Annotated in this window: 22 protein-coding genes; 12 read left to right on the top strand and 10 right to left on the bottom strand. The window is 43.5% G+C overall.

Translation table 11 applies throughout. The annotated features are described in order from the left end of the window. Window positions 1–14 precede the first annotated feature (14 nt). Window positions 15–1,133, top strand: a complete 1,119-nt coding sequence (locus FD05_RS04685; protein ID WP_020280767.1) for an aminotransferase — start codon at window positions 15–17, stop codon at window positions 1,131–1,133. Window positions 1,134–1,241: 108 nt separating this feature from the next. Then, a complete protein-coding gene (locus FD05_RS04680; protein WP_020280768.1) occupies window positions 1,242–1,943 on the top strand; it encodes a Crp/Fnr family transcriptional regulator in 702 nt (233 codons plus the stop codon). 387 nt (window positions 1,944–2,330) lie between these two features. Here the strand turns inward: FD05_RS04680 and FD05_RS04675 are convergent, their stop codons facing one another. Then, the gene (locus FD05_RS04675; protein ID WP_020280770.1) at window positions 2,331–3,110 is read right to left on the bottom strand and encodes a sulfite exporter TauE/SafE family protein; all 780 of its coding nucleotides are present in this window, start codon (window positions 3,108–3,110) and stop codon (window positions 2,331–2,333) included. Between the two features lie 150 nt (window positions 3,111–3,260). Here FD05_RS04675 and FD05_RS04670 point away from each other — a divergent pair, with 150 nt between their 5' ends. Next, window positions 3,261–3,917: an HAD hydrolase-like protein gene (locus tag FD05_RS04670; protein WP_020280771.1), complete on the top strand. Its 657-nt coding sequence runs from the start codon at window positions 3,261–3,263 to the stop codon at window positions 3,915–3,917. A gap of 416 nt (window positions 3,918–4,333) precedes the next feature. On the opposite strand, the gene FD05_RS04665 is transcribed toward FD05_RS04670, so the two are convergent. Then, on the bottom strand, window positions 4,334–4,672 hold the full coding sequence (locus FD05_RS04665; protein WP_020280772.1) for a DsrE family protein: 339 nt from the start codon (window positions 4,670–4,672) through the stop codon (window positions 4,334–4,336). A gap of 2 nt (window positions 4,673–4,674) precedes the next feature. After that, window positions 4,675–6,093, bottom strand: coding sequence for a DUF2252 domain-containing protein (locus FD05_RS04660; RefSeq protein ID WP_020280773.1), 1,419 nt, complete (start codon window positions 6,091–6,093; stop codon window positions 4,675–4,677). A 145-nt stretch (window positions 6,094–6,238) separates the two neighbouring features. Between FD05_RS04660 and FD05_RS04655 the strand changes: the two genes are divergently transcribed. Then, the gene (locus FD05_RS04655; RefSeq protein ID WP_020280774.1) at window positions 6,239–6,814 is read left to right on the top strand and encodes a methylated-DNA--[protein]-cysteine S-methyltransferase; all 576 of its coding nucleotides are present in this window, start codon (window positions 6,239–6,241) and stop codon (window positions 6,812–6,814) included. Here the strand turns inward: FD05_RS04655 and FD05_RS04650 are convergent. Together FD05_RS04650 and FD05_RS04645 are read right to left on the bottom strand one after the other, a co-directional pair. Continuing rightward, entirely contained in the window at window positions 6,786–7,637 is an 852-nt protein-coding gene (locus FD05_RS04650; protein WP_020280775.1) for a hypothetical protein, read from the bottom strand. The genes FD05_RS04655 and FD05_RS04650 overlap by 29 nt on opposite strands. A gap of 187 nt (window positions 7,638–7,824) precedes the next feature. Then, a complete protein-coding gene (locus FD05_RS04645; protein WP_020280776.1) occupies window positions 7,825–8,232 on the bottom strand; it encodes a helix-turn-helix domain-containing protein in 408 nt (135 codons plus the stop codon). A gap of 123 nt (window positions 8,233–8,355) precedes the next feature. Here FD05_RS04645 and FD05_RS04640 point away from each other — a divergent pair, with 123 nt between their 5' ends. Beyond that, window positions 8,356–9,300 (top strand): alpha/beta hydrolase, encoded by a 945-nt coding sequence (locus FD05_RS04640; RefSeq protein WP_020280777.1) that lies wholly within the window; start codon window positions 8,356–8,358, stop codon window positions 9,298–9,300. 86 nt (window positions 9,301–9,386) lie between these two features. Continuing rightward, complete coding sequence (gene rny / locus FD05_RS04635) at window positions 9,387–10,985, top strand: ribonuclease Y (protein ID WP_020280778.1); 1,599 nt, start codon at window positions 9,387–9,389, stop codon at window positions 10,983–10,985. Between the two features lie 359 nt (window positions 10,986–11,344). Here the strand turns inward: rny and FD05_RS04630 are convergent, their stop codons facing one another. Then, window positions 11,345–12,901: a bifunctional metallophosphatase/5'-nucleotidase gene (locus FD05_RS04630; protein WP_039932615.1), complete on the bottom strand. Its 1,557-nt coding sequence runs from the start codon at window positions 12,899–12,901 to the stop codon at window positions 11,345–11,347. 81 nt (window positions 12,902–12,982) lie between these two features. Then, window positions 12,983–14,974 carry a cation:proton antiporter gene (locus FD05_RS04625; protein WP_020280780.1) on the bottom strand — a complete coding sequence of 664 codons (1,992 nt, stop codon included), beginning with the start codon at window positions 14,972–14,974 and terminating at the stop codon, window positions 12,983–12,985. Window positions 14,975–15,167: 193 nt separating this feature from the next. Between FD05_RS04625 and spx the strand changes: the two genes are divergently transcribed. The 4 genes from spx (at window position 15,168) to FD05_RS04605 (ending at window position 18,638) form a co-directional block, all read left to right on the top strand. Continuing rightward, window positions 15,168–15,563, top strand: coding sequence for a transcriptional regulator Spx (gene spx / locus FD05_RS04620; RefSeq protein ID WP_013727307.1), 396 nt, complete (start codon window positions 15,168–15,170; stop codon window positions 15,561–15,563). A 296-nt stretch (window positions 15,564–15,859) separates the two neighbouring features. Beyond that, window positions 15,860–16,654: a Cof-type HAD-IIB family hydrolase gene (locus FD05_RS04615; protein WP_020280782.1), complete on the top strand. Its 795-nt coding sequence runs from the start codon at window positions 15,860–15,862 to the stop codon at window positions 16,652–16,654. A gap of 23 nt (window positions 16,655–16,677) precedes the next feature. After that, window positions 16,678–17,322: a TMEM175 family protein gene (locus tag FD05_RS04610; RefSeq protein WP_020280783.1), complete on the top strand. Its 645-nt coding sequence runs from the start codon at window positions 16,678–16,680 to the stop codon at window positions 17,320–17,322. 77 nt (window positions 17,323–17,399) lie between these two features. Continuing rightward, on the top strand, window positions 17,400–18,638 hold the full coding sequence (locus FD05_RS04605; RefSeq protein WP_039932621.1) for a M57 family metalloprotease: 1,239 nt from the start codon (window positions 17,400–17,402) through the stop codon (window positions 18,636–18,638). 72 nt (window positions 18,639–18,710) lie between these two features. On the opposite strand, the gene FD05_RS11655 is transcribed toward FD05_RS04605, so the two are convergent. After that, entirely contained in the window at window positions 18,711–18,875 is a 165-nt protein-coding gene (locus FD05_RS11655; RefSeq protein WP_020280785.1) for a hypothetical protein, read from the bottom strand. A gap of 469 nt (window positions 18,876–19,344) precedes the next feature. Next, window positions 19,345–20,301 carry a nucleoside hydrolase gene (locus FD05_RS04600; protein WP_039932623.1) on the bottom strand — a complete coding sequence of 319 codons (957 nt, stop codon included), beginning with the start codon at window positions 20,299–20,301 and terminating at the stop codon, window positions 19,345–19,347. 148 nt (window positions 20,302–20,449) lie between these two features. Between FD05_RS04600 and FD05_RS04595 the strand changes: the two genes are divergently transcribed. Both FD05_RS04595 and FD05_RS04590 read left to right on the top strand, forming a co-directional pair. Then, window positions 20,450–21,532: a PrsW family intramembrane metalloprotease gene (locus FD05_RS04595; RefSeq protein ID WP_020280787.1), complete on the top strand. Its 1,083-nt coding sequence runs from the start codon at window positions 20,450–20,452 to the stop codon at window positions 21,530–21,532. A 10-nt stretch (window positions 21,533–21,542) separates the two neighbouring features. Beyond that, window positions 21,543–22,538 carry an NAD(P)/FAD-dependent oxidoreductase gene (locus FD05_RS04590; RefSeq protein WP_020280788.1) on the top strand — a complete coding sequence of 332 codons (996 nt, stop codon included), beginning with the start codon at window positions 21,543–21,545 and terminating at the stop codon, window positions 22,536–22,538. Window positions 22,539–22,592: 54 nt separating this feature from the next. On the opposite strand, the gene FD05_RS04585 is transcribed toward FD05_RS04590, so the two are convergent. Next, a complete protein-coding gene (locus FD05_RS04585) occupies window positions 22,593–24,854 on the bottom strand; it encodes an ATP-binding cassette domain-containing protein (protein ID WP_020280789.1) in 2,262 nt (753 codons plus the stop codon). Window positions 24,855–24,868: the final 14 nt, after the last annotated feature.

Genomic DNA, 24,868 nt, shown 5'->3' with positions numbered 1-24,868 from the left:
GGCGGTATCACTGAATGAAGATAGCTGGTTTTGGTGTTGAAGAATGGTTAAATGTTTGGGAGAAAAAGGCGACCTACGATATTGCCCAAAGCACGATTTCTTCTATGACGATGCAAGAAGTACTTGATTTAGATGGTGAGAATGGCAAATCGTTCTATGATTTATTGAATAAACAGAAAATGAATTATGGCTGGATTGAAGGATCACCAGAATTTAAGGCTGAAGTTGCCAAACTATATAAGAATATTAGTCCAGACAATATTTTACAGACCAACGGGGCAACAGGGGCCAATCACCTTGCGTTATACGCCTTGGTTGAACCGGGAGACCACGTGATTTCTGAATATCCATCTTATCAGCAGTTGTATGACATTCCCAAATCATTGGGTGCAGATGTTGACTACTGGCATATTCACGAAGAAGATGGCTGGTATCCGGATATTGAGGAATTGAAACAGCTTATTCGACCAAACACAAAGTTGATTTGTTTGAACAATGCCAACAACCCAACTGGAACGATTCTCGATCGTGATTTCTTACAGCAGGTGGTCGACTTAGCCAAAACAGTTGGTGCGTATGTACTCGTTGATGAAGTTTACCTGCCGCTGGATGACCCCTCAAAGTTTACCTCGATTGTTGACTTATACGATAAAGGGATTGCGACTAACTCATTGTCCAAAACGTATTCAGTTCCTGGCATCCGTGTTGGCTGGACGGCAACTAATAGTGAATTGGCGGATCTGTTCAGAAAATATCGAGATTACACAATGATCTGCTGTGGTGTCTTTAATGACATGCTGGCGACCTATGTCCTCCGCAACCGTGACAAAGTTCTTGAAAGAAATCGGCAGCTCGTTTTAAACAATTTGAAAATTTACAGCGATTGGATTGAGTCGGAACCGCGTGCCAGCGTCATTATGCCCCAAGCAGTTTCAACTTCATTTCCTAAATTGGATGTTCCCGAAGACATTGAGCAATTCTGCATTCGTCTCCTCAAAGAAGAAGGGGTCTTGTTGGTTCCCGGCAATCGTTTTGATATGCCAGGGCACGTTAGATTGGGTTACTGTGCGCAAGAAGACGCCTTGCGAGAAGGTCTTAAACGATTATCCAAGTTCTTGCGTCAGTATGATTAGCCGAACTATTCATTAGCAGGGTCTCAGATTGGTTTAATGTACAAACGCTTGATTTGAGGTACACTTTTACTGAGGACAAATAATGTAACCGTTTTTGGGAGTGTATTGATGATTATTAAGAATAAGAGTGACTATGATTACTATGCGGAAAAGCTGCACCAACATCCTGAATTTAGTCCCTTGGATGACAAATTTGTTGGTCAATTAATTGATGAAATGAAAATCAAAAAATATCATCGAGGCCAAATCCTTTTTGATCAGGGCGATACCCGTGACAAATTCTATTTTTTGATTGACGGCGTCGCAAAATCTTTTCACTGGGACAAGGATGGGGAAGAGCAGCTCTATTTGTACATTCGGCCCAATAAAGGTTTTCCATATATTGGCTTATTTGAAGATGATCAGTATGCCTATACGGTTGAAACGATGACCGATGTGAAGATTGCTGAATTTTCGATGCCGATTTATGAAGAAATCCTTCGGGAAAATCCTGAATTGATGGTTAACGCTGTCAAAGAGATGAGTCAGATCATTAATACGTCTGAAACTCAGCTGCAACGGATGGTGACGACAAGTGCCAAATGCAGAGTCGCCAATGCAATCTTGTTCATTGGACAGCAAATTGGGGATCTGCAAGAAGATGACTCAATTCTGGTGCCTTATCCGATAACCATTGTTGAGCTATCAAAGGTGAGTGGCACAACTAGAGAGACGACGAGTCAGATGGTGCAGAAGTTGATTGCAGAAAACAAAATTCAATATAATCGAAAATATTTCAAGATTTTGGAAACAGATGAAGACGAATATTGAAATCTTGTGTTTTCAATTCGTGAAGTAGACATAAAAATCCACTGGTCTCAGTTGACCAACGGATTTTTTACATTCTAATGAAAGGATAAGCCATTTGAGTGATCTTGAATTAGTCATCGTGATGATTGCCATAGCAACAGCATTGATTCTTGCAATTTCTAAGCTGCTAAATGCTGTGGTCTTGCTAATCATTGCTTGGCGAAAATTCAAGAAACACATAAAATAAAAACCATTCCACTAACTTTGGCGAGTTTGGAATGGTTCTTTAGTTTCAATTTATGCCACCGTCTTTAACGGTTCTACGTTGGAGCCCTGTGGCAACAGGGCTCCTTTTCTACATTTTCATTATATCACGCTGGTTTTGAGGCAGCTACCAAAATTACTTAATTAAAAATAAGCAGTCACAAACAAATATCCAGCCAGTCCAAACGCAGCCAGTGAAATCAAAATTCGCAACAAATGAATATTTGAGTGACGGACAATGATCGGTCCGGTATAGCCGCCAATTAGCAAGCCAAGGCCAAGTGGAATGACCAACAGCCAGTCGATGTGTGATTTAAAAATGAAGATCACGGTGGCAATTAGGTTACCACCAAATGCAATGACGTTCTTCATTGCGTTAACCACAGTAAATTTATCGTCTGTGATAATTGATAAAATAGCTAAGAAGATGACCCCACCTGCTGCACCAAAGTAGCCGGTGTACGCCCCAACCAACACAATTCCGGTAAGGCTGATCAAGGAGACCCAGAAATGCTTCGCTGGCGTTTCGTGGGCCTTTTTGAGTTTGGCAGTCGAAACATCCTTTTTCCGTCCAGACATGAATAGCAGAATGCCGGCAAACAGGATGAAGAACGGGACGACTTTTTCAAACGATGAGGCCGGCGCAATTAGCAATAAAACACTACCGCCGATACTGCCAATCAACGACAGAATCACATACAGGGTTAATTTTTTCCAATGGCCGCGCAGTTCTTTCATTGATGAAGCCGTGGCACCAATCCCGGAGAAAATGAGTGCGGTGGTGTTTGTAACGTTAGCAATTACCGGCGGCAGTCCGACGGCCAACAAAGCTGGATACGACACAAGCGAGGCCAACCCGGCAACGGAGGCGAGTAATCCGGCTGCGAAGCCCGCAATGATTAAGAAGATAAACGTGAGTACCATGAGTTGAGCTGACCTTCTTTCAATTTATTAATACTATTAATATACAACTTTTTGAAGAAGAGTTCGCCTTTCAGTGGCAAGGTACTTGATTTCTATGTGAATACCCTTGATAATATTTAGATATCAACCCAAGAAGAAAGCAGGTTACTCATGACACAATTATTTTTTGACTTTGATGGCACAATTGCTGACTCAGAAGAGGGGATTGTTAAATCTCTGAAGTATGCTGTGAAGAAAATGCAGTTTCCCGAACTCACCCATGATCAATACCTGAAATTTATTGGGCCAGCTTTGGTGAATAGTTTAAAAAAGTTTTACCCACAAGTTTCTGATGCGGATCGAAAAGATGCTTTAAAATATTATCATGAATACTATATTGGCAATGGGATGTATCAGTTGAATCTGTATCCTGGCATTGTCGATGAGCTTCAAACACTTAATGATCTGGGCTATGTCGTTAATATTGCCTCTGCCAAACCGGAAAATTTGATTCATGACCTGACTGATGAACTCAAGATCACCAAATATTTCCAAGGTCGTTATGGTGCAAGCAGCGATGAAGGCCACCGGAATACTAAAACGGCTGTATTGAAGTATGCACTGGAAGAAAGCAACGCCGATAACGCTGACAGCATCATGATTGGTGATCGCGATACTGATATGCTTGGTGGTTACAATAACCACGTTAAAACCTTGGGTGTGACATATGGATTTGGGGATGCGCCTGAGTTGTTGGGAGCGCATGCTGATACTTTGGTCGATAAGCCTAATGAGATTCAGGACGGCGTGCAGAAACTGATTGGATGAGTGCGGGATTAGTTGGTTGCTGCACGTTTATATATATAACATTGAGAATTTGAAAAGGATGGGGCTACAAGCGTTTGCTTGGGCTCCATCCTTTTTGGTATGGTATTTTCTTTGGTGTTTGCTTTAATGTTATTTTGTTGAAACGTGCTCTGACGACCCTGATCGCTACACATAAGCAGGAAATGCCAATCGATGAACAAAAAGCGTTCATCAATCGCCATTTCCCACTTATGCACCGCGATCACCCGGGTCTTGTCACACTCTAAATGTGTTCCGACGGCCGGCTGAAAGCCCGCCTAGCCTACTTGGCGACGCAACTGATGCTAACGTGTAAGGCTAAAATGATTTAAATCCAAAATCGGGATTTTAATCATTTCACCCTTACACACCGCACCACCCGTTGCTCGTCACACTCTCTATGCCTTCACATACGCAAATCCCTGCTCCTGCAGCGACACCAAATCCGCGATACCAGCAGAAACAATTTCAACGTTTTCCGGTAACTGTTTGTCTTCAATTCCATGACTATTCATCGAATTATTGCAGGCATGAAACCTGACACCTTCGCGGCTGAACTGTTCCACCGCGTTTCTCAGGTGCTCATCCAAATAACCTTTGATTGCATCGCCATTGACCAACACCACGATGTGATACTCTTCCTTATTCACACGCCCATAGTCCAATAAATTGGTGATGTTACTTAACGTATGGTCCCACTTATCCAGCTCATCGATGTGAAAAACCACTTTGTGCATCGTTATTCCCTCGTTTCATCTGTATTTAGAGAGTCGAGAAATTCTTTGTAATCTGCGTGAACTTGTTTTGAATAATCATTGGCCCAATTCATTAAGGCAGATGCAAGTTTTTTCTTTGTGCCAACATAGCCATGAACAATTGCGGCAGTTGGGCTTTGAGCGTGACCTCGAGCCAACAATAGGCCACAAATTTTAGCATAGGTCTTGAAATCATCAACGTCCAATTTGTCCAAATTAATTGATTCCTTCATATCCCAGAACTGACGAACGTAAAAGCTGCGGCCGGTATCATCGTTGTGATAAAAGCCCAACAGTGGATCAGAAGCCCGCTGCAAAATTTGCTGGCAGGTGACGATTCGTTCACCGTTGTCTGGTTTGCTTTGGCTAAATGGAGTGGTGACATCAAATCCTCGGAAGCGTCGTGTCTGCAAGGCTTCCTTGATTTGGAGAACCAAATGACTGCCGTCAATGGCGGTCAAGAGCACTAAATAACAGCGTGTACCGAAACTGCCGACGCCAACACTATGGCGAACAATGTCGCTGATATGGAACTGGGACAGTAGGACGGTGACATCCGGGCTCACTGAATGGGTATAGCTTCTCAGATGTTCGCGGATCTCATTAAATCTGCGGTCACTCACATGAACGGTTCGGGGTGCGTTTTCTTTGAATACCAAACGTCCACGGGAATCCAATGTCGTGAATTTCTTGACAACTTTATCTGAGTTCCGCTGTTCAGCGCTATCACGAATTTTGCGCCAAACCTTTGGCAAGGCATGATCAGAATCTTCAGACTGCAGAAATGATTCAACTTCGGTGGAGAAGTAGTAGCGTTCCATCGCTGAATGGTCGTCAAAACACTCGCTGAGAATTTGCTGGTAGGTTTCAACTGAGCCCTTCATAATGTCATCAATCTGATCGCTGTCCAGCCCTAGCTGCTCGCCTTGAAGGACGATGCTGACCAGTAATCGGCGAATATCCCAATCCCAGGAACCAATTGTTGATTCATCAAAGTCGTTCAGATCGAATAATAATTTACGTTCAGGAGAGGCATAAAAACCGAAGTTTCCTAAATGCGCATCACCGGAAATGACGACGGGGATGTTAGTTGAGGTTTGTTTTGAAAGGTCGAAAGCCATTAATTCATCTGTGCCACGAAAAAACGCGAAGGCAGAAGCCGCCAAACGTTTGTGTCTGAGTGGCATCAAGTCACCAATCATTTTTTCCTCAACGTGAGAAATTCCTTCAACCACGTTTCGCTTAACCGGGACAAATTTTCCCAGTTGTTCGAATGGAACTGTGTCACGGATTTTTTTACCATTATCGATTAGTTCATGGATCGATTTATCAATATTAATTTTACTTAAGTCATAGTGTAAGCCCGTTGTGGATGTGGCGGTAGTCTTACTGGTATCTGCCATTTAAGTCGACTCCTTCATCATTTACAATCTATAACATCATTGTGGCAATTCGGCGTCCGTGAGTCAAGCGAAGCCAACTCATCTGTTCGCTCGATATGTTACAATTATCCCATTGGACAACTCGACTATAATGGAGACTTGATTTATGAAAAAATTGTATTGGGAAAGCATCGAAGTTAATGATCAAAAGTTTTTCTTCACAGTTACGCAAAAGGGCTTGAACTTTGTTTCCAGTCCTGGCAAGTATCTGTCAGAACTTTTTGATTTTTATCCGGACCGTTACGACTATCAGTTTATGTATGATGATGCGGTCACCAATGATTATTTGACGGAACTTTCTGAATATTTTGATCAAAAACGCAAAGAATTCGACTTGCCATTGGATTTGGATGGTGTCGGAACTGACCTTCAACATCAAGTCTGGGCTGAGATTCAAAAGATTCCTTATGGACAAACAATTACATATAAACAACTGGCCGAAAATATCGGCAAACCCAAAGCAATTCGCCCGGTTGCCCACGCTGTTGCATTAAATCCAGATTTAATTGTGGTTCCGTGTCATCGTGTGGTTCACACCAGCGGCGATATTGGGGATTATCGGGGAGGTAAGGACACAAAAAAAGCCCTTCTCGAATTGGAGAAGAAGCCGATTGAGAAGCATGCTTTAATTAGTAAGTTGCCGCTACCCAAGCTTAGTCAACTAGGTAAGTCTGATCTTTAATTAAATCAAATGGCTGATGATGCTGATTCAGCTGTTTAGCCACATCTGGTTTAATGAAATGGGCCTGCTGCCAGAACTCTTTGGAGTCGGTAGCACCATTCTTTTCGCCGATGACGATTAATTCCAAATCGTTGTCGGCTTTTCTAATCGCGTTGAGAACATCAACATCGATAGTTTGCTTGTCGGGGGACCAGCTCATGATGACGTATTTCACTTGGTCCTGGTACTTGTCAATTGCAGTCAATGCGTCCAACTTTTCAACATCGATCAGTTGGTGCTTGCCTGTTTGATTTTCCTTAACCCATTCAAGGCTGTCGGTAGGATAGACTTTCACGCCAAGGTCGCTGAGACCTTTGGAAATGTAGCCATTACCCGCCATGATTTCCAATGCTGAATCATTTCCGATATACTTGGCCAGATCTTTGGCAAATGGGGCGGAGATGTATGCCCACATGCCATATTCACTTTCGAGATAATCGCGGAATGAACGTAGTTGCTTGTCCAATTTTGGCAGCGCATCTGAGAGTTCGTTCCAAATCTTGTCACCTTCGGGATCGCCAGGCTTGAACTTGCTGTTAATGTCCTGGAAAATTTGATCCTGGATATCGTCTGGGAGAATTAAGGCTGGTAAATCTTGGGGTAGCAAGCCTTGTTTGATTAAATGATCGCTTTCAATGACGTTGTTGATCAGGAATTTGACCTGAGGGTAGGCGTTGAATTGGTCGCGGTATTTGAGCATTTGGGTGATGTAGGTGGATTCCTTTGGGGTTGCTTTGGCGTGGTGCTTTTTTAGTAGCTTTTTCTTTTGTTTGTTGGTTAGCATGTTTTTGGCTCCTTTTGTTTGGTGGGGGTGGGTGGTTTGTGGGTGCATTACTGTTACCTAGCGGAAACGTGTTCCGACAGCCCTGCCCCCTACTGTGTAAGCCAAAAAAATCAACGATGAACCAAAACCGTTCATCATTGATTTTTCTGACTTACACTCCGGGGGCAACCCGGGCTTTGTCACACTCTTACAGATCCAATTCTCCCTGCTCCGTTCGTGGGCCTTGATCATGCGGGACGTTACTTCTGCCGTGGACGTAGCCTGAGATTAATTGGTAGATTTCATAACGGTCCTTTGAACTGAGATCCTGGCCGTTGAATTGTAATGTTTTGTCTGAGATAAATAGTCTTGCCAAATCATAGGTATTGTTTTCGGTTAAGCCCGTCAAATAATCCATGGTCACATCGAAGAATTTGGCGAGTCGCTGAATTTCGACATAGTTAGGTGTTCTGATGCCACGTTCCCAGTTACCAATCTGGGAGCCGGTGCTTTCGTGCTCCTTATCGGTCGGGGAGTCTTTGTTGATCGCGTGGGCTAATTCTTCCAAAGTTAATTGTTGGCCTTTTCTTAATGCTCGTAATCTTTCTGGAAACATGTGATCACCGTCCTGTTCATTACTTATATTATACGACTTTTTTGGGAATCACCAAATTTCGGCGGCAAAATGCTTAATGTGGTATATTTATCACGAGAAAATTTGAATTGGTGGGATTAATAAATGAAACGAAAAACAAAAGTGTTAATTGGTCTGGCGTCAGCTGTGGTCCTGGTTTGTGGTGGCCTATTTGGTGCCGGCATGTATTTCTACAATGTGGCGGTGGTGCCCGCACCCAAGTCGTTTTTGGCCAAGTCTGAGCCAATTAAGCCGGGAAACTCTCGCTATCCCGCTTACAAGTGGTATCAGGATGCGCATAAGCAGCACTGGTTTGAAATGTCGGCGACTCGGCACTTGAAGTTAGACGCCAATTACATATCTGCCGACAAATCCACAAGAAAGACAATTATCATTGCTCATGGATTCATGTCCGACAAGAATCGGATGTTTGACTATGCTTATCTGTTCCATAATCTCGGCTACAATGTCTTACTTCCGGATGCCCGAGGCCATGGAGACAGCCAAGGGAATTACATTGGTTACGGTTGGCCCGATCGTCTCGACTATGTTAAGTGGGCCAAAAAGGTCATTCACCACACCGGTCAGAATTCCCAAATTGCCATTTTTGGAACCAGTATGGGAGGCGCTACGACCATGATGGTCAGTGGCGTTAAAGGATTACCAACCCAGGTCAAAGCCTTCATCGAAGACTGTGGGTATACCGATGTCTACTCAGAAATTGCCTATCAGGCAAAGGAAATGTATCATTTGCCAAAATTCCCATTAGTCGATATTGTGAGTGGGATTAACCACGTTAAGAATGGCTATTCGTTCAAAAAGGCCAGTGCACTGAAGCAAGTTGCCAAAAACAAGCGGCCGATGCTGTTTATTCATGGTGCCAAGGATCAGTTCGTACCAACCAAAATGGTCTATCCACTTTACCGGGCGGATAAAGGACCAAAGCAACTATTGATTGTCCCAGGAGCTGCTCATTCACGCTCCTTTAGCACCCATCCCAAACTTTATACGGCGACCGTTAAAAAATTCTTGAATAAATATCTGAACTAGTCCACACCTGGCATATCTTTTGCCACGTCCGTAAACGGATTATGTTACACTACTATTAGGACTGTTTTACGAAAGGAGGTCCGCGTGTGTTAACAATTATAATTCTCGGAATTATCGCTGCCATCGTTGGGGTTGTTTGTGGTATTCAGCTGCAGAAACGTCACTTTCAACAGGAAATTCAAAAGGCGAAGACCACCGCTGACAATCTGGTAACGAAAGCCGAAGAAGATGCCAAAGAAAAGTCTGCGAAGATTCTATCTGACGGCAAACACCAAACTTTAGATTATAAGGATTCAATTGAAGAGGAACTCGCCAGCTATCAAGCTGACAACGTGACTCGACAGAGCCGAATTGATCAACGCGAAACGGGTTTGAAACAAACCCAAGAGCGTCTTGATCAGCTGCACCAAAAGCTTTCTGGTGAAAGTCATGGGATCAACGAGAAAAAAGACGAGATCGAAAAGCTTCATCGGACCGCCAGTGATTTATCACAAGAACGGCTCAAGACCTTGCAGGAACGTGGTTCGATCACTTTGGATGAGGCTAAGCAACAAATCCTTGACGAACTCAAAGTGGATTTGAAGCGTGAAAAAGATATTGAACTCAAGTATCAAGACGATGAGGCGCAAGTCAGTGCCCCGAAAGTTGCCAAGATTTTGGCCGACGATGCGATTCAACGTGGGCCTGTCGATATGCCGCGTGAGCACATTGAGCACTCTGTTCAAATCAATGATAACAATACCAAGCAAAAGTTGATTGGCCGTGAAGCCTCCAATATTCGTTATATTGAAACCTTAACTGGAACTGATTTAGTCTTTGACCCCGACGATCCACACTTACTTCACGTGGTAACGCAAGATCCATTAAGGCGGGAAGTTGCCAAGACCGTGATTACCAACTTAGTTGTAACCAAACAAATTAATCCACAGTCAATTGAGAAGCAGGTTGAAACTGCCCAGCTTGATTTAATGAACGAGTTACGTCGAACCGGTGAAAAAGTTGTCGGCTCCCTTCATATCGGCTGGATGCACCCGGACCTGCTGAAGATTGTCGGTCGACTGAAGTACCGGACTAGTTATGGCCAAAATGTTTTGAATCACTCGATTGAAGTTGCTGACATCTCGGGGATGCTGGCCGCTGAACTTGGCTTAAACGTCAAAATTGCCAAACGAGCCGGCTTATTGCATGATATCGGAAAAGCGATTGACCGTGAAGTTGACGGCACCCACGTTGAATTGGGTGTCAAGATTGCCGAGACTTATGGTGAAGATCCACAAGTGATTAATTCGATTGCCTCTCACCATGGAGACGTTGACGTCACAACGCCAATTGCTCATTTGGTTGCTGCAGGAGATTCGATTTCCGGTGGCCGACCAGGTGCCCGAAGTGAATCTGTTGAAGAATATGTTAACCGACTTAAGAGCCTCGAACGGATTGCCAGTTCAAAGCAGGGCGTTAAGGAAAGTTACGCCATTCAAGCCGGCCGAGAGATCCGAATTGTGGTTGATCCTAAGAAACTCGATGATGACCAAAACCAGAAGCTTGCTAACGAAGTCAAGGATGAGATTGAAAATGAATTGACTTATCCAGGTAAGATTAAGGTGACGTCAATTCGAGATTTTAAGGCAGTGGCATATGTTGGTGCCGAGAAGAAAAAGGTTCATCGTAAATTGAAGAAAGCATAAGCAAAAAGCCAATCCAGAAATGGATTGACTTTTTTTAGTAGAAATGATGTTTGTAGTTAGCTAAGAAAGTGTGTTGCTAATGCAAAAACCGCAAAAAGCAGGACACACGTGATGCTGACATCCCGAAATATTCGGGGAATCCTATAAGCAGGTACCTTTGTGTAAGCTGGCATTATCTCATTGCCCCACAAGTAAAGCCCAATAATAGCAAGAACGACAAATGAAAGTTGGAAATAAAGCCCTAGTCCCAAATAAACAAGTGGCATGAGGACAAATAGGACACAGCAGAATGCAATATAGAAGGTAATCTGAACTTTGAATGATCGGTTGATAATACCAAAACCTTTCTGGTTGATTGTTTAGTCGTTTGTATCAGAAATAATTTCAAAATTATTATTAACAGTTGCTTCAATCACAGGGTGTTCTTGTAAGTATTCCATAATGACATGGCTGATGGTCATATCGCTTGATTTGACAATTTTATCACTGGTATACATGGGGTAGTGACCGCCACCACTGGCACGATAACGGTTTAAGGCAATCGTCAGGATTTGGTCGTCCTGGACATCCTTGCCGTGATATTTTAAGCGGGTGACGCGATGGCCGGCTGGTTTGGAAATATCCAGTGTGTAGTCGATGCCTTCATACATATCGTAGTTATAAAAGCGTTCCTTAGGAAAAACAAACTTTTCGTTTACCACCACGTCGCCATGCCGGACAGTGAAATACTGGGCGGTGACTTCCAAGGCACCGCGCAAATCTGCGCCGGTAATCTTAGACGCGACTAAAGTGTTCGGATAGACATAGTTGGTAATGATGTTGCGCATGGTAATCGGATCTTCAAAGCCGTGCGCTTCGTTGTTGTACAGGGCAGTCGCTGAAAGATCGGTGCCCATTTTATCCATTTGAATTTTTTGAATAAGTTCGATAAATGCGGATTCGTGGATTCTGGCCTTGAACGGATCATCGAAGGTTAAGCTGCCCTTGATTCGAGACAGGGGCTTGTCCAGCCAGGTTTCCAAATGTTTGGATAAATTAGTGACGGTTTCTTTGATGGTTTGATCAGGTTCCGCGTCTTTCACATTCAGCAGCTCGGCGTCAGTTCTGGCAACCTGTTTATTCTTCGTTTCAATCGAAATCTTGGCGACATATTGGCCGCGGGAACCCGGTTGCACGATCGGCACATTAAATAATCGACTGGCAATTTTGCGGTGTTGATGTCCCGAAATAAACGCATCAATGCCGGGAATGTTCTTCAAAATGTCATAGCCGCGGTTCTCGCCGGGGTTGATATCATTCCAATTACCAGTATGATCGCGTTCAAAACCGCCGTGATATACGACAACCACAACGTCAGCTTTCTTTCGCATTTCAGGCACGTAGCGTTTGCACGCATCCAACTCTGAAGTTAAGTTGAAATCGTTGAGATCATTCACATTTTTCCATTTTTTGGTGGAAGTGGTGGTCAAGCCTAAGAAGCCGACTTTGACGCCAGCCACATCTAAAATGGTATACGGATCAGCCAAGAGCGGTTCGTTATTGTTATCAACGATATTAGCGCACACAAAATGCCGGTCTGAATTTTTCATCATGTAGTTCAGATAATCCAGTCCGTAATCAAATTCGTGGTTGCCGATTGTCCCCAATTGATAACCGACTTCATTATAAGCAGTAAAAAATGCCTGTTGATCCTGTTTATCAGCTCGTTTGGCCACATAATAGGCCATTGGGGATCCCTCAAGAAAATCGCCGTTGTCTAATAGGATGATTTTTTCATTAGGATGAGCTTTTCGATAATTTTTGATCGTCGTGCACGCCTTCTCGATACCGAAGGGCTTCTCAAGACCTGAATCAACGTAGTTAGTAGGTTCGATAAACCCGTGCGTGTCGCTGGTCGCTAGTAGCGTAATTTTCATATTTTCACCCACACAAAATCAAGTATATCGTCAAGTATAGTCAATTATTCCATGATTGTAAATTACTGTTGACCAAAGTAGTTAAGCTAATAACAGATCGTTGTTGGCATCTTGTTCCATATAAGCCATTTGGTCAGTCGAAATGCTTTGGCTGAGCTGATCTGACAGACTTCTGGAAATCTTGCCGGCCTTAAATGTATCAGCCACATAAGAGTATTCAAATTGAAAAGATTTAATCAATAATGTATTTCTAGCGGTGTCGGTTTCGGCGTTGGTAGTTGAACGTCCCTGTCTGAAACTATACGAACTGCGGACAAAGTTGACCGCATTACTGTTTTGGTCATTCTCAATTTGATCCAAATAATCGTTGGCACCTTTAAACATCGCTGTCTTGATTAGGTGATTTGTCTGGCGACGCTCCTTGAAGACTTGTTGGCGTTTCTGCTGTGGGACGGTATTTTTGATGCGTTGTTTAACTTTGGCCACTTTTTTTCGATTTCTGAAACGTCGTGACTGATATTTGAAGATATATTTCAGTCGCTTAGTTATGCCAATGTTACTGTTCGAATTGGTGATCATCCGTCGTGAAAAGGCATCAGCAATCTTTTGTTCGATTTTACCTTCATTTGCCAATTCAACAACCGCTTGGACGCTTGCCTGTTGGGTGCCTGTCATAATTTCTTGGACCTGCTTACGGTCAACTTCAGTATTGTTCTTTTGGCTATTCAACATATCGATGACATAATTTCGGTCGAGTATTGAAACCGTTGGATCCAGTTTGACTTGCGCAATTGCATAATTGACCATTTCGGCTCGGTACTTATCGAACTCGCCATTGTCTTGAACTTCTTTCTTGGGGCAGAGAATTGGCAGCAGAATCGTTGGCACAATCAGACTCAACAGGATGACGATTGTTGAGATGAAAATGAGCTGATCTCGGAATGGAAATGCCTGTCCCATTGAGGTGAGGGGAATTGAGAGTGCCATTGCCAAAGTAATGGTCCCATGAACCCCTCCGATAGCACTGATGAGTGCTTCTTTATTCGTCGCATCTTTTGTTTGAACGTGGAAAAGATTCAGTCGCATCCAAATAAAACGAATTGCCAGCATGACCAAATAGATGGCTAAAGCGTCAAAAACGAGTTGAAGAGTTAACGTATTTGAATATGGAATCATCCGCTTGATGACCTTTGGCAGGGTGACACCCAAGAGGACGAATACGACGCCATTTAAGAGGCTGGAGATGATTCCCCAAGTGGCGTTGGTGACTAACCGGACATTAGTCGAAGTGAGCTTCAGCCGGCTTTGATTGATCCCATAGATGATTCCGGCTGCGACCACCGCCAAAATTCCGGAGCATCCCAACTCTTCCGAAAGTAAATAGATGGCAATTGGCGTCATGATACTAAATGGAACGATGACGCTGGCAGTGTCCATTGATTTGTTGACGAGGGCAGTTTGAATTTTAACGAAGATTGAGCCGGCAATTGCACCAACCAACAATCCACCAAAGAAACTGATTAGAAAGCGAGTCAACCCTTCTGTGAATGAAAAGTCACCAGTGATAAAGGAAGCTAATGCCAAATTAAAGATCACAATGCCGGAAGCGTCATTAAACAACGATTCGTTTTCCAGCGCGCCGGAAATTTGGGTCGGCAGCTTGATATCTTTGGTGATTGATTGAAATGCCACCGAATCAGTTGGTGTCACAATTGCAGCGACTGCAAAACACAGTGCCAGTGGGATCAATGGCAACAGCAGGTGAGCGACAACGCCGATGATCACCGCCGTGGCGACTGCCAGAAAGACAGCTAAATTGAGAATCTGTCGGATAGAGTGGCGAAAATGATCACCACTGGTATTTTGACCGTCATTAAACATTAACGGCGCAATCACCATCAGCATGAAAATTTCAGGTTCTAATGAATAATTTTGGAAGAACGGCAAGAGAGATAGTAGTAAGCCACAACCAATCTGATAAAAGGTCAGTGGGATTGCTGGAAAATTCGTATAAATGATGTTGGCAATGATGGTTGCCACAATTAAAAGTGTCAGGGAATAAAAGACTAACAAAATTTTTCTCCTTTAAAATGTTTTAATACCAATATTATAGTTGATTGAGTGGATAAGTGGTGTATAATTAATTTCACAAGTAAGTTACTATAAGTAAGTAACCGTATTGACAAATGTTGCTAGTATGATAATATAGTAATTGAAGGATGTTGTTTCTCGTTTGTACTTTTGTTATAAGCAGGGGGGAATTGTAATGCTGAATTTATATGTAGCACAGAGCAGCGCTTCAAGTCGGAAGGCACGTGCATGGTTGAAGAGCCATCACATTGATTTTAAGGAACGAAACATCAATTCCAACCCTCTAAACGCTGATGAGGTAAAACAAATTTTACGTTTAACCGAAAACGGCAGTGAAGACATTATTTCTACTAGGTCTAACATCTACAAGAAGTTAAATTTAGACTTAGACAACTTAACTGTTTCACAGTTGGTTGATCTGGTAGTTAAGTATCCTGATTTGATTAAACGTCCAATTATTTTCGATGATCATCGTCTTGAGGTTGGATTTAACGAAGAAGAAATCAGAAGATTTCTTCCACGAAGCGTCCGTGAAGCAGAACTTCGTGAACTAGAATCACAAATTAGTTAGTTCATAAAGATAACCAAATAGTTATACGGATCAATTAAGGAACCTGGGTGGATAATCGCTCAAGGTCCTTTTTTAGTTTGTGAAATCGGCCCAAATCCATACTCTCGCACGCGGAATAAATTATCGATAAATTTGGACAGATTTTGATTTGTCCTAACAACATTAGAAATCAATAAGCTCACGTTTATTATTCTCACATAATGTAACGAACTCAGAAAATTACTGGTGTTGTGTTTCACGAGATTGTTGCTTAAACTTTAATCAGACAAACAAAGGAGACGGACAACTTGATTAAAATGGTCGCACTTGATTTAGATGGTACTTTACTCACCAGTGACAAAACAATTTCTAAAGGCAATGAACAGGCATTAAAAGCAATTCATAAGGATGGCGTGAAGGTTGTTCTGTGTACTGGCCGGCCAATCAACGCGATTTGGCGGTTTATCGAACAGTTAGGATTAACTGAAGACACAGATTATACAATAACTTTTAACGGTGCACTAGTGGTTCATAACAATGATAAAGCTGAATTGGCTAAGAGCGGCATTCAAAAAGCTGATTTGGTGCCGCTGCATGATTTTGTTAAATCTGAAAATGCCCCGTTGGATGTCCTGGATTTCCAGCAGGTTTATCCTATGACCGATTTGAAGCATTCGATGTATCAGCAGCAATTTAAAGGCAATATTGATTTTGTGCCGCGAGCCTTTTCTGATTTGAGTGATGCTGATGAATATTCTAAGGCCATCGTCAGTGACAAGCCGGAACTACTAGACAAATATCAAAGCGCCATTGATGACACTTTGCGCAGCCACTACCACATTGTTCGTTCACAACCACAGATTATGGAATTTTTAGCTGCTGGAATGGACAAAGTTGTTGGTTTGAAAGCTTTGCTGGATCATTTTGAGATGGACTTCAGCAATTTGATGGCTTTTGGTGATGCCGAAAATGACTTGGGCATGATCAAGAATGCTGAAATTGGCGTTGTCATGGAAAACGGCCAAGATCCAGTCAAACAAGCAGGCGATGTCATCACTGGTAATAACGATGAAGATGGTGTGGCTCAGTTTGTTAACAAATACTTTGGCTAATTCTGGATTAGTGGGGTGTTAACTTGTTCAAATCAGATCGAATTCAAGCAATGAGTGATGGGATGTTTGCCATTCTGATCACGATTCTGGTCTTAGATTTTAAGCTGCCAAAATATCAAGAAGGGCACCTGTTTGACGCAATGTTGAATCAGTGGCCGATTTTATTGGCATATGTGGTGTCATTTTTGTACATTGGGACCTTGTGGTTATTTCACCACGACTTCTTCAGTACAATTTCTAAGATTACCCCGATGCTCAATGCGATTAATCTGTTGGTACTATTTTCGATTACATTGATTAATTATCCAACGGCACTGATTTCTGAGACTTTAGCAAAATCCAACGCTACCGATATTCGAACGGCCGTGGTGGCTTATGCGGTGATCGCGTTGTTCATCAGCTACACATTTGAAATCTTGTATCGATACGTTTATAAGCACCCAGAGCTTAAACTAAAACATGCGAAGGCTGATGAAGAAGCTTATTTTATCAAAAGTGATCCGATCATCAGCGTGGCAATCTACATTGTTTCGATTATCACCTCGTTCTTTTCGGTTTGGGCTGGCGGCGTATTCTTGCTGGCAGGAATCATTTGGCATGCGATTGCTTATCTGCGTTTGAGCCGGAAAGTTACGGCCGGTCTCCCCAAAATTGAGAAAAATGGGTAATTTTTCCTGAAGTACTTTTATATAGTGAGTGCGTGTACTATTATGATGGTATATCAATAATAATCGGGGGAATGATTATGAAACAAAAACGTGGCATTCTAACAATGATTCTAGCCGCCGTGTTCTCAATCGGTATCATGGGAAGCATTAATCCCGCTCAAAATGCTGAAGCCAAACGGACGGTTAAAATCGTCAAAGTTCAAAAAGTTGCTTCTAAACCTTATCGGGCAACTAAGGGCTACATGTATAACTCTGCAAAGTTGACCAAGAAGATTCATAACTTAAAGAATTATAAAAACACGACTTTTTATTCCAAAAAACGGGTTACCATTAAAACTACTCAGAATAAGAAGGCCTACTACACATACGTTGCCAACAAATCTGGCAAGATTAAAGGTTACGTCTATTCAAAATATTTAAAATTATATCAACCGAAGACCATCACAATTGTCGGCATACCGACTGATCCAAGTACGACCCAGACCAAGCCGACAGCTAGCAAACTGATTTCCAAAACTGATCTGCAATCGCTGATCGATGCGTCACCGGATTTGGATCCAACCGGGCAGTTGTTGAGCTTAACGGCCGGTGACTATGCGACTTATCAGTCTGTCTTTGACAAAAACTTCAACGTTGGCGATTATGCCAATGACGGCGTCTTCAACAACGATCAGGCATCTATTTATGTTCGATCGGCTCAATTAATTCCTTATGTACAAAAGGCCATGGACAAGTGGAATAGTGCTCTTGGCAGTACCGTCTTTACGTTGGGGACTGCCCAGGATCACAGTTTGACCCTTGGATTTGGTAACGGTCAAGCAGATGGCTGGGACGGTGTTTTTGACGGCAGCGGGGTTGAAGTCGATTACGTCTCATTCCATGACAGCACCTATCCATATGGGCCAATGCCACTGTCATCATCACAAACGATCTCTGTTAAACTTTCAACTGATGACTCGGATGGCGCTGGCGATGGCATGGCAGCTCACGTCGCTAATCGCGTTCATTATGATGCCACTAACCACTATCTGACCACCACAGTGACTGGAACGCCGTCACAACTGCTTGAAAATTATTGGGTTGGTGTGATTACCCATGAGCTTGGGCATTCCCTTGGATTGGATCACACACCGTACTTTGGTGATATTATGGCCGCTCAGTCCAGTGTTGAAGATGGGCAAAGCCAAGAAAACGAGAAATATAACTGGACCGATTACAAGGACAGCGATGGCACGCAGGGTGGTGCACTCACTGCGACCCTCAGCCAACGTGATATTGATCGGGCTAAGTTGACCAAACTTCTTGGTTACTGGTAAAAACAAATATGTTTTTGAAATTCCAACGATGATTTTTGCGTCGTTGGTTTTTTATTTGGGCTTTTAGATGTCTCAGTTTCTCAGTTTGCCGGCTCTGCCTGCTGTAGTGGCTTGGATTTCGAGCCTGTAGTCTCGAAATACCAAGATGCTGTAATCACGACTTGCAGTCGTTTCAACAGCATTGACACTACTGCTGGCAGAGCCGGAAAACTGAGAAACAGCTACTTTGACATACATAGGAAAATTCAGTGATATGTAACACCAATTTATCCAATAAATACAAATTATTTTCGTGTTTGTCTTTGCTGTCCAGGCTTTATAGTGAGGCAACCAGAAGAACAAAGAGCTGGCCGACGATCATATCCTTTGGTAATTGTTGCCTGATTTTGCTGACTTGGTATTGCCAGCCATAGTGAAAGTGTTGTTGAAGCCGATGTAATCGGCAATTACAACACCTTTGTATTTCAAGACTACAGGCTTGAAATCAAAGCCACTATGGCAGGCGGAACCAAGCCAGCAAAATCACATCTCAAAGTAACCTTTATCATAAGAAACATTTGGAGTATAAGGCCACTACAGCAGGCAGGGCCGGCAGACTGAGGCACCGCGGCAAGCATGGTGGAAGGCATGACACCAAAATAAAAAGACTTCCAAATCGCTGGAAGCTGAATTGGAAGTCTAAATGTGGTTTAGATTATAATTTGAATTAATGCTTGCTGAACAATCCTGTGAGATGTTCCATGAAGGCTTTGAGATAAGCGTCAACATCAGCATTCACAGCAACTTTAACGTTGGTGTTTGGATCGTCCAAACGAGCAGGATCACCAGTCGTCCGGCCGTAATACTTTTCGTCGGTTGTGACATACATATTCAAGCCGATTGTTTGAACGAAGCTTGGGTTGATCGCAACGCCAACAGCGAATGGATCATGAAGGGCACAGCCGTGAAGATCTGGGCTGGTAACTTCGTATGCTTTGATGTAATAGTCAACGATGTCGGCGAATGCTTCACCTGATTTGGTGTGCAAATCGCGCCATTGCTGGGTTTCTTTGTAAGTTAACAATGTTCTGAGGGTCACGTCCAAGCCCACTTGAGTGAGTGGCGCTTTTCTGAAGACGTGGTCGGCAGCGGTGGCATCCTGTTGGATATTGGCTTCGGCAACGTTGGTAACGTTACCTGGAACGGTTACCGCACCACCCATGATGGTGATGTTGCCGATTTCTTTAGTGATTTCTGGGGCTTTCTTGATGGCGGCATCCAAATTAGTCAGTGGACCAGTTGGAACCAAGATCAAATCCTTACCGTACTTCTTAACAGCGTCAATGAAGAAGTCGATGGCATCGCCAGTTTCAGGTTGACGTTTTGGATCTGGCAGCTGAACATCACCAATTCCATTTTCACCATGAATTTGGGCACTGACCGGCATTCTGTCAAAGTGATCGGATTCGGATGAATGTGACAATCCTTGATATACAGGAACGTCGGTTGCACCCAAAAGTTCAAGAATCTTCAGTGAGTTTTGAACACCATCTTCAACGTACACATTACCGTATGAACCGATAATACCAATTAAATCAACATCGGGATCAGCGACGGCATAAGCGATTGCCATTGCGTCATCGATACCGGTGTCCAGGTCAAGAATCATTTTTTTCTGAGCCATTAAGAACTACCTCCGTTTGTGTATTATCAAGGATGGAAACCCTTTACCCAATCATAACCGAATTTTATTGGAAACTCAATTCCGCTTCCAACTTGAAACCAATTAATTTGTAAGTTACGCTTAATGGTATCAACCATAGGAGTGGATTATGAAAAATAGTGTTAAAAATTTAGGTACTCGATTTTTCTCGCTGGTGTGGACCGGTGTCCGTCGAAATTATGATAATTTGGATGATAACATCGCCAAACACTTGGGAGAAACTGAGCCCGACAGTCCAGTAGAGATTCATTTATCACGAATGTTTTCCGAAGTCTTCAAGCGGCATACCCGAGAAGAAGCCGACCGACTATTCATTGTCGGAACGAAAAGCACGACGCCCAGTCTGCGAAAGGTATCCAGCCGGCCAGTGACCCCGTGGTTCTTTACCCGGGTCTTCTTAGTGCTGGCCGTGAGCTTCGTAATGCTGATGGCACTGCTGTTTGTCTTCAAAAGCAACAAAGTCATCCCCGGAATTATTTTTATCGGGTCACTGGCAGTCCCATTTTCATTACTGATGATGTTTTTTGAAATTAACGTCTATCAAAATATTTCAGTCAGGCAGACAATGGTCATTTTCTTGGTGGGCGGTATCCTATCGCTGATTGTGACGATGACCTTCTATATGATTCTGCCGATCAGAACTGAGGTCAGCATCGAATCGGCACTGATTGTCGGTGTTGTCGAAGAGTTGGCTAAATGCGTGGTCATTATTTTGTTTATCAATACGTATAAAGCCAATTATATTTTTAATGGTGTTTTGATTGGTGCGGCAATTGGCGCTGGTTTCTCGGTGTTTGAGAGTTCCGGATATGTGAGCGAATATGGGTTGTTTACAATCTTCACCCGAAGTTTCCAGGCAATCGGGACTCATGCCATATGGGCGGCCATTATTGGTGGGGCTGTCATCCTTGGTAAGACACGGAAAAGGCAGTTTACGTTGCACGATTTCTTCACCAAGCCAAAATTTTTCCTGTTCTTCTTGATTGTGATTTGTCTGCACACCTTGTGGGATTGGGATATTCCCAATACCGGAATTGGCGTGTCATTATTGCAGGAATTTATCGATATTGTGATAGGCTGGTTCTTGATCTTTGTGATGATTGATGCTGGGCTGAGAGAAGTCAAAACGCTTCAAGGGCAACAGATTATGGTTCATCGAAGTAAACAGAAAAAATTAGTGAATAAACGATAGGAGAATAATAATGGCAGAAGTTGATTCATTTTACGACATTACAATTATCGGTGGCGGACCTGCCGGGATGTTTGCCGGCTTTTACGCTGGATTACGCAATGCCAAAACCCAGATTATTGAAAGTTTAGCTGAAATGGGTGGGCAAGTCACCGCACTATACCCTGAAAAGACAATATTGGACGTTGGCGGCTATCCAAGCATCAAAGCCAGAACATTAGTCGATGAACTGGAAAAGCAGCTCAGCGGCTCTGATACGGCTGTTAAATTAAATCAAACGGTCATCGATGTTGAACAAATTGACGGCGGCTATCAAGTGACGACCAATCATGAAGTAACGAAAACCAAATCAATCATCATTGCCAGCGGGGTTGGCGCATTTAATCCCCGTAAGTTAGCGGTTGATAATAGTGACGATTTTGAAGGTAAAAGTTTATTTTACAGTGTGAAGCATCTTGATCAGTTCCGTGACCAAACGGTTCTGGTTGCCGGTGGCGGCGACTCGGCGATTGATGAAGCGCTGTTGCTGCATGGGGTGGCTAAGAAAGTTTACCTGTTGCATCGTCGCGACAAATTCCGCGCTTTGGAACATAATGTGGAGCGCTTGATTCAATCATCCATTGAACCGGTGACACCATACCTAATCAAAGGTCTCACCCAATTGGACAGCGGCCAGGTTGAAGTTGAAGCAAAGAAAATGAAGACTGAAGAAATCAAGAAACTGACAGTTGATAAAATTGTCGTTAACTATGGCTTCATTGCGCAAGATGATGCTTTGAACAAGTGGCAGGCCCATCCAGAAATTAACCGTGGCACCATTGAAGTTCAGCCAAGCGGCAAAACAAATTTGGAAAATGTCTTTGCGATTGGTGATGTTTCCAAGTATGAAGGCAAACAACCGTTGATTGCGACGGCCTTCGGGGAAGCACCGATTGCGGTAAATGCAATTATGAAGAGTTTGTATCCAGATCGTAGAGGTCCCATTCACAGCACATCGATTAAACGTTAATATGTACATTAAAACAGCCATTCAGGAAATATTCCTGAATGGCTGTTATTTTATTTATCCTCGATCCAAATTATATTGCTTCAAAGCCCGACCAGTCCGAGACTGTGGTTCTTGTTGCGAATCTTTTGGCAGACCGGAGAACAGAATTCGACCACCATAGATCCCCGCATCCGGACCAACGTCAATCAGCCAGTCAGCTTTACTGATGACTTCGAGGTTGTGCTCGACAATAATCAACGTATTGCCGGCAGCCACTAACTCGTCAAACAGTTTGATCAATTTGGCAACATCTTTCATGTGCAAGCCGGCAGTGGGCTCGTCTAACAAATAGATGGTCCCGGTCTTATTCAGCTGAACCGCCAGCTTCAATCGCTGCAGTTCACCACCAGATAGTGTGGTGAGTGGTTGACCGAGCGTTAAATAATCCAGGCCGACTTTTTGCATGTTGATGAGTTTGTCGTAAATTTGATCGGTATCCTTGAAGAAATTAATTGCGGTTTCAATTGGCATATTAAGGACTTCACTGATATTTTTGCCGTGATACAGGTAACTCAGGGCTTCATCGTTGTAACGTTTGCCGTCACACATTTCACATTTTTGAACCACTGGATCCATGAAGGCCATGTTGGTGATGGTTACCCCTTTGCCCTTGCAGCGGGGGCAAGCACCTTTGCCGTTATAACTAAACAGGCTGGTGGAAGCACCGGACGCCTTGGCAAATATCTTGCGGATGTCATCTAAAATATCCAGATAAGTGACTGGGGTTGAACGAATATTCGTTCCAATGGCACCTTGCGCCAAATCGATATAGGGTTCGTGGAGCTTTGGCCGCAATGCATCCACCAACGAACTCTTCCCAGAGCCAGCGACCCCGGAGATGACCGTTTCCACTCCAAGGGGAATGTCGACACTGACGTCTTTCAAATTGTGGGTATTGACATGCCTTAGAGAAATCGTTTTGGTAAATGGTCGGGGCTTTCGATAAGTCAATGGCCGTTTCAAATAGCTCCCGGTCATTGTATCGGAACTCAGTAACTGATCATAGGTACCGGTGAAGGTTACCTGACCGCCGCCGCGACCGGCCTTGGGTCCAATTTCAACTACGTAATCGGCAATCGGGATCAGTTCAGGGTTGTGTTCAACCACCATGATCGTATTTCCTTTGTTTTTTAAGTTAATCAAAGCGTTCTTGATGAGCTGAATATCATGGGGATGCAGACCGACACTAGGTTCGTCCAAGATGTAGACCATGTCGACCAACGAACTAGTCAAGAATTTGGCGATCTTGATCCGTTGGGTTTCACCACCCGACAGTGTTTCAGTGCTTCGATCCAGTGTGAGGTAGCCTAAGCCGATGTCGATGAGCGATTGGATCTTAGTGGCAACCTCCCTAATCACATCAGCGACCAATGGTACATTGATTTCATGCAAAAATTTTAAAGCATGAACCAAGTCCATTGACAGCACATCGGCAATATTTTTGCCGTTAATGGTACAAGTAAGGACTTCTGGGCGTAACCGAGTTCCATGGCAAGCAGGACAGGGGCGTCTGGTGACAATTTTAGCCAGCGCTTCTTTGTGATGTTGGGCTTCGCGCTTGCCGATGATTGACCGGCGAATGCGGGGAATGACCCCTTCATAAAGTGCCGTCCGCGGCCACTTTTCCGGTGCGTTCTTGAGTTGGTGTTGGGGTGCGTACAACAAGGTATTCATTTCATCCTTGGTGTAGTCCTTGAGTGGCTTGTCGTTATCAAATAAACCACTGTAGGCATACCGCCGCCAACGCCAAGTGTTGGGCCCAAAACTGACGAAAGTGATGGCACCTTGATTAAGCGATTTCTCAGGATCAATCAACGCACTGGCATCAATATCGTCAACGTACCCCAGGCCTTGGCATCGCTGACACATGCCTTGAGGCAGATTAAAGGAAAAGGTATCCGAGTAACCGACAAATGGTTTTCCAGCTCGAGAAAAGAGCAGCCGTAACAATGAGTAGATCCCGGTATACGTGGAAAGTGTCGAGCGAGCATTCTTGCCAATCCGTTTTTGCTCGATGACAATCGCGACTGGGAGATGCTCAATACTTTTAACGTGCGGTTGACCGTATTTTGGCAAATACTGTTGCGTAAAGCTGGGGAAGGTTTCATTAAGCTCTCGCCTGGAAGCCGCAGCGATGGTGTCGAACACCAAAGAAGATTTTCCGGAGCCAGACAATCCCGCAAACACGGTGATTGCATACTTGGGGATTCTTAGGTCAACGTGCTTCAAGTTGTTTTGATAAGCATCGTGGACTTCAATAGCGCCTCGTTCAAACATGTTTATTCGGATAC

The organism is Lentilactobacillus otakiensis DSM 19908 = JCM 15040, assembly GCF_001434145.1.
Classification (GTDB): domain Bacteria; phylum Bacillota; class Bacilli; order Lactobacillales; family Lactobacillaceae; genus Lentilactobacillus; species Lentilactobacillus otakiensis.
The sequence above is the reverse complement of the archived record's forward strand: the minus strand, read 5'-3'. Positions and strand labels throughout refer to the sequence as shown.

What these genes read in the sequence shown, in the direction of transcription:
- FD05_RS04655 (WP_020280774.1), top strand. Translation starts at nt 6,239, where the DNA reads ATGAAAAAATTGTATTGGGAAAGCATCGAAGTTAATGATCAAAAGTTT.
- FD05_RS04590 (WP_020280788.1), top strand. Translation starts at nt 21,543, where the DNA reads ATGGCAGAAGTTGATTCATTTTACGACATTACAATTATCGGTGGCGGA.
- FD05_RS04640 (WP_020280777.1), top strand. Translation starts at nt 8,356, where the DNA reads ATGAAACGAAAAACAAAAGTGTTAATTGGTCTGGCGTCAGCTGTGGTC.
- FD05_RS04665 (WP_020280772.1), bottom strand. Translation starts at nt 4,672, where the DNA reads ATGCACAAAGTGGTTTTTCACATCGATGAGCTGGATAAGTGGGACCAT.
- FD05_RS04670 (WP_020280771.1), top strand. Translation starts at nt 3,261, where the DNA reads ATGACACAATTATTTTTTGACTTTGATGGCACAATTGCTGACTCAGAA.
- FD05_RS04595 (WP_020280787.1), top strand. Translation starts at nt 20,450, where the DNA reads ATGAAAAATAGTGTTAAAAATTTAGGTACTCGATTTTTCTCGCTGGTG.
- FD05_RS04685 (WP_020280767.1), top strand. Translation starts at nt 15, where the DNA reads ATGAAGATAGCTGGTTTTGGTGTTGAAGAATGGTTAAATGTTTGGGAG.
- spx (WP_013727307.1), top strand. Translation starts at nt 15,168, where the DNA reads ATGCTGAATTTATATGTAGCACAGAGCAGCGCTTCAAGTCGGAAGGCA.
- FD05_RS04680 (WP_020280768.1), top strand. Translation starts at nt 1,242, where the DNA reads ATGATTATTAAGAATAAGAGTGACTATGATTACTATGCGGAAAAGCTG.
- FD05_RS04650 (WP_020280775.1), bottom strand. Translation starts at nt 7,637, where the DNA reads ATGCTAACCAACAAACAAAAGAAAAAGCTACTAAAAAAGCACCACGCC.
- FD05_RS04675 (WP_020280770.1), bottom strand. Translation starts at nt 3,110, where the DNA reads ATGGTACTCACGTTTATCTTCTTAATCATTGCGGGCTTCGCAGCCGGA.
- FD05_RS04600 (WP_039932623.1), bottom strand. Translation starts at nt 20,301, where the DNA reads ATGGCTCAGAAAAAAATGATTCTTGACCTGGACACCGGTATCGATGAC.
- FD05_RS04585 (WP_020280789.1), bottom strand. Translation starts at nt 24,854, where the DNA reads ATGTTTGAACGAGGCGCTATTGAAGTCCACGATGCTTATCAAAACAAC.
- FD05_RS04630 (WP_039932615.1), bottom strand. Translation starts at nt 12,901, where the DNA reads ATGAAAATTACGCTACTAGCGACCAGCGACACGCACGGGTTTATCGAA.
- FD05_RS04615 (WP_020280782.1), top strand. Translation starts at nt 15,860, where the DNA reads ATGGTCGCACTTGATTTAGATGGTACTTTACTCACCAGTGACAAAACA.
- FD05_RS04660 (WP_020280773.1), bottom strand. Translation starts at nt 6,093, where the DNA reads ATGGCAGATACCAGTAAGACTACCGCCACATCCACAACGGGCTTACAC.
- FD05_RS11655 (WP_020280785.1), bottom strand. Translation starts at nt 18,875, where the DNA reads ATGTATGTCAAAGTAGCTGTTTCTCAGTTTTCCGGCTCTGCCAGCAGT.
- FD05_RS04645 (WP_020280776.1), bottom strand. Translation starts at nt 8,232, where the DNA reads ATGTTTCCAGAAAGATTACGAGCATTAAGAAAAGGCCAACAATTAACT.
- FD05_RS04605 (WP_039932621.1), top strand. Translation starts at nt 17,400, where the DNA reads ATGAAACAAAAACGTGGCATTCTAACAATGATTCTAGCCGCCGTGTTC.